This is a genomic window from Azospirillum sp. B506, from assembly GCF_000333595.1.
Taxonomy (GTDB): domain Bacteria; phylum Pseudomonadota; class Alphaproteobacteria; order Azospirillales; family Azospirillaceae; genus Azospirillum.
This window is the reverse complement of the sequence record NZ_BADK01000468.1, coordinates 1-4,136: the sequence shown is the minus strand read 5'-3', so window position 1 is coordinate 4,136 and position 4,136 is coordinate 1. Positions and strand designations below refer to the sequence as shown.

Below are 4,136 nucleotides of genomic sequence, written 5' to 3'. Positions count from 1 at the left end.
GGGACATGCCGCATGAATATTCGCGCAAAAATCCTGTGCGCCAACATCTTGATTGCCGCCTTCCCGATCTGCATGGCTGTCGTTCTGGCCTGGAATGCCGTCGAAACCCTGCAGCAGCGACATCGGACGGAACGGTCGCTCTACGCCTTCGAGGCCACCCTCCAGATCGGTCCCGCGCTGGCAAGCGAGCGCGGGCGCTGGGCGGTTGCGTTCGACAGCGACAAGCCGCTGGACGCCACCACGACCAAGCCGTTGGACGCCGCCGTCGCCGCCACCGATGCCGCGCTGGACAAGGCGAAGGCGCAAATCGAAGCCGCCGGCCTGTCCGTCAGCCCCGTTGTCACCGCGGTCAACCAGTTGAAGGCCGCGCGTACCGCTGCCCGGCAGGCGGCGGAACAGGCAAAATCCGCCCGTCCGGCCAGCATCACCGCCGCAACGGTGGATGCCCTCGCCGCTGCCAACCAGAATGTCGGCAAGGCGATCGACGACACCTACCGCTCCACCACCGTCAACAGCCCGGACCTGTTCGGGCATGTCAATCTGGCGCGCCTGGCGCAGGACATGCGTGACATCGGCGGCGCCCGGTCGGCCTCCGTCGGACTGTTCGTCGCCGGCCTGCCGTTCGGGCCGGACCGTTTGCAGGCTGCGACGGAAATAACCGGCAAGGTCGCCCTGCTGTGGCAGATGATGCAGCAGGCGGTGCTGAACCTCGGCAATCCGCCGGAACTGACCAAAGCACTGGACCATGTGCGCACCACCATGATGACGGAAGGGGAGCAGCGCATTCAAAGCGTGATCGACGCCGCGCGAAAGGGCGCGGCGCCGCCGGTGCCCCTGGCCGACTGGCGCCCCTGGGTGACGCCGATGCTGAACAACATCCTGGTGATGCGGGACGCCGCGCTCGCCGTTGCACATGACCTGAACGGCGACAGCATCGCCGAAGCCTGGACCCAGCTGATTCTCGCCGGCGCGGTTCTGGCCGCGGTCTGCATGACCTTCGCCATCGTGCTGATCGTGTTGTCGGTCCAGGTCACCCGGCGCCTGGGAACCCTGACCTCCGCCGTCGGGCGTCTGGCCGGCGGCGACCTCGGCGTCGACATCGTCTATTCCAAGCTGAAGGACGAGATCGGCGCGATGGCGCGGGCCATCCAGGTGCTGAAGGAAAGTGCCGTGGAGCGCGTGCGGCTGGAGGCCGAACAGGAGACCCAGCGCGCCGCCCGCGAGACGCGCACCGCCGCGGTCGAACGGATGGTGCGGGATTTCGACCGCACCGTCTCGGCCATCCTGAGCAGCGTTTCCGGCGCCTCCGCCCAGTTGAGCGAGACCGCAAGCTCGATGACCCTGCTGGCGGAGGAGACCAGCCGGCAGGCCTCCGCCTCCACCGCGGCGGCGGAACAGACGTCCATGAATGTCCAGACCGTGGCTTCGGCGACCGAGGAGATGACGGCCTCGATCCGCGAGATCGGCGAACAGGTGTCCCGTTCCAACAGCGTGGCGTCACAGGCGGTGCGCGAGGCGCAGGGCACCACCGGTTCCGTCCGCAATCTGGCCGGAGAGGTCGCGCGCATCGGCGAGGTGGTCAAGCTGATCCAGGACATCGCCAGCCAGACCAACCTGCTGGCGCTGAACGCCACGATCGAAGCCGCCCGTGCCGGCGAGGCGGGGAAAGGCTTTGCCGTGGTGGCGAGCGAGGTGAAGCAACTGGCCAACCAGACCGCCAAGGCGACGGAGGACATTTCCGCCCAGATCGACAGCGTCCAGGCCGCCACCCAGGGCACGGTCAGCGCCATCGAGGGGATCGGTGGGACCATCGGTGTGATGAACGAGATCGCCGCGACCATTGCCGCCGCCATCGAGGAGCAGAGCGCCACCACGGCGGAGATCTCCCGCAACGTCCAGCAGGCGGCCCAAGGCACCGGCGAAGTCAGCGGCAACATCGCGCAGGTGCATGAGGCGGCTGCGAAGACCGGGCAGGCGGCATCGCAGGTTCTCGGCGCCTCCAGCGGGCTGACCCGGCAGGCATCGGATCTGCGGCGGGAGGTCGAGACCTTCCTTGCCGGCATCCGCGCGGCCTGAAATCCTGTCGTGCCGTCGGGCAGGGCGGTAACTATGGACTTTCTAAGGAGTGTCCGTCGTCCCCGCCTCTGCACATAGGCGTAACGGCAGGGATGACGGCCGGGTAAGGCTCCGGAATGCACCCGGTTCAAGCAACTCCGCTCGAACCGGGCGCATTTCAGTACAGCCCCTGCGCCTCGCGCGCATAGTCCAGCAGTTTTTCCACCGACCGCGCGCGGTCTGCCGTTCCGGCGAAGCGGGTGCGCGCCGCGTCCGCCGCCTGCGCCCGTGCGGCGGCATCCTGTCCAAGCACTGCCGCACGCTCCAGGAAAGCCGCTTCGTCGGGGACGGTCATCGCGTCTCCGGCAATGCAGGCGACATCACCCTGGGGATAGCTCACCACGGGCAGCCCGTCCGCCAGGGCGAAGGCGGCGCTGCCGCCGCCACCCTGGCGCGGTGGATTCAGGTAGACGGTCGCAACGCGGTACAGCCCGCGAATCCCCTCGACATTGCCCAGCGCATGCATCCGCGCCCCGTTGCGGGCGGCGGAGATCCGGCCGGGCAACTCTGACACCGCACCGGCGAAGGCGATCTGTGCGCCGGGCACGCGGTCGAGCAGGCGGTCGAGCGTCTCCAGGAACTCCGGCCCGACCTCCTGGTCCAGGCGGTTGCCGACGATGACATAAAGCGGCCCTTCTGCCGGCAGGCCGAAATCGCCGCGGCTGCGCGCGGGGCCGGCATCCGGCAGCGTCCAGCCGAAGGAGAAGGGACGGAAACGGGTCCGCGCGTCCGCCGGCCAGCCGGCGGCGCTGTCCTCCGCCGCATAGCCCAGCAGCAGCGTGGCACGCGAAGGCGGCAGGCCGCTCGATGTCGGCAGGAACACCACCGGCCGGGTGTGGGCGAACAGGTCGGCCACCGTGTTGGAGCCGCCGAAGGCGACGATCACGTCGGGGTCGAACCGTTCCACCGCATCGACGACGGCGGTCAGTTTTTCCTCGTCGAAGCGCGGCTGCGGGAAGGACATCATGCGGATTCTGGCGCCATGGGCGTTGATGGTCTGTTCGCCGTCATACTCCTGGGTGACGTTGTAGCTGTATTCCGGAACGAAGCCGTTCTCCCCCTCCACCGCCATGGCGTTGGGATTGATGATCAGCACCACGCAGCCATGATCGTCCTGCAGCCGGCGGGCATAGTCGAAGGCATCGGCGGTCGGCTGATGCCCTTCGCCGAGCATCTGGTTGGTGATGAGCGCCACCCGCTTCACCGTGGCGCGCGGCGCAACGCGGCGCAGGTGGGCGTCCAGGCCGTAGCGGCGTGCCGTCTCCTCCACCAGCAGGCGGTAGAAGCGGCGGAACTCGTTGCTGGTGAAGGCTGCGGCATCGCCCTTGCGGACATCGCCGTGGAACAGCCGCATGGCGATGCCCCAATAGGCATAGTGCATCGACGGGACGGAGAAGCGCAGCGGGTCTTCCAACGCCGTGTTCACCAGGGTGCGGTAATAGGCGACATCGCCGGTCAGCAGGAACAGCAGGGACTGGCGACGCATCACGTCGCTCATGGAATAGTTCGCGTCGACCTCCGCTGCGGCGGCCGCGCGGATGTCGTCGTCATAGCGGCGGATCAGGTTGGCCAGCGCGCCGACATTGCCCCAGCCCTCGCCCTGGTTGGTCAGCAGCGTCAGGGCACGGGCGAAGCTCAGGGCCGCTTCGCGATGGCGGCCGGACGCATGCAGGGCGTGGCCCAGATTGGCGTGGAACAGGGGTGACGAATCGTCGCCGGCCACCGCCTGGGCGATCCGGTCCACCGCCTCGTCGGCACGGCCTGATTGCAGGGCAATGATCCCCAGCAGGTGGAGGGCGTCGGGATGGCCGGGCGAAGCGTCCAGCACGTCGCGGTACAGCCGCTCGGCCTCCGCGGTGCGGCCGGCGCGGTGATGTTCCGTTGCGACGGCCAACGTCTGCTCGATCTGGTCCATGATGCACGTCCTTGCTGTCGGGGCGGCCCCAGTCCCCGGAAGCCGTCGTCCCATGCTGTTTACCCTGTTTTAGGAACACGCGATCAACTTCAGCATGCAGGGTTTA

General features: G+C 68.1%; 2 protein-coding genes. One reads left to right on the top strand and one right to left on the bottom strand.

Annotation, left to right across the window (positions count from 1 at the left end):
- On the top strand, positions 1-2,076 hold a 2,076-nt coding region (locus tag I71_RS14045; RefSeq protein WP_042695476.1), incomplete at its 5' end, for a methyl-accepting chemotaxis protein.
- Positions 2,077-2,233: 157 nt separating this feature from the next.
- Here I71_RS14045 and I71_RS14040 read toward each other — a convergent pair.
- Positions 2,234-4,030 (bottom strand): tetratricopeptide repeat protein, encoded by a 1,797-nt coding sequence (locus I71_RS14040; RefSeq protein WP_042695475.1) that lies wholly within the window; start codon positions 4,028-4,030, stop codon positions 2,234-2,236.
- Positions 4,031-4,136: the final 106 nt, after the last annotated feature.

Excerpts from the sequence above, each read along its gene's own strand:
- I71_RS14040 (WP_042695475.1), bottom strand. The coding sequence starts at position 4,030 with ATGGACCAGATCGAGCAGACGTTGGCCGTCGCAACGGAACATCACCGC.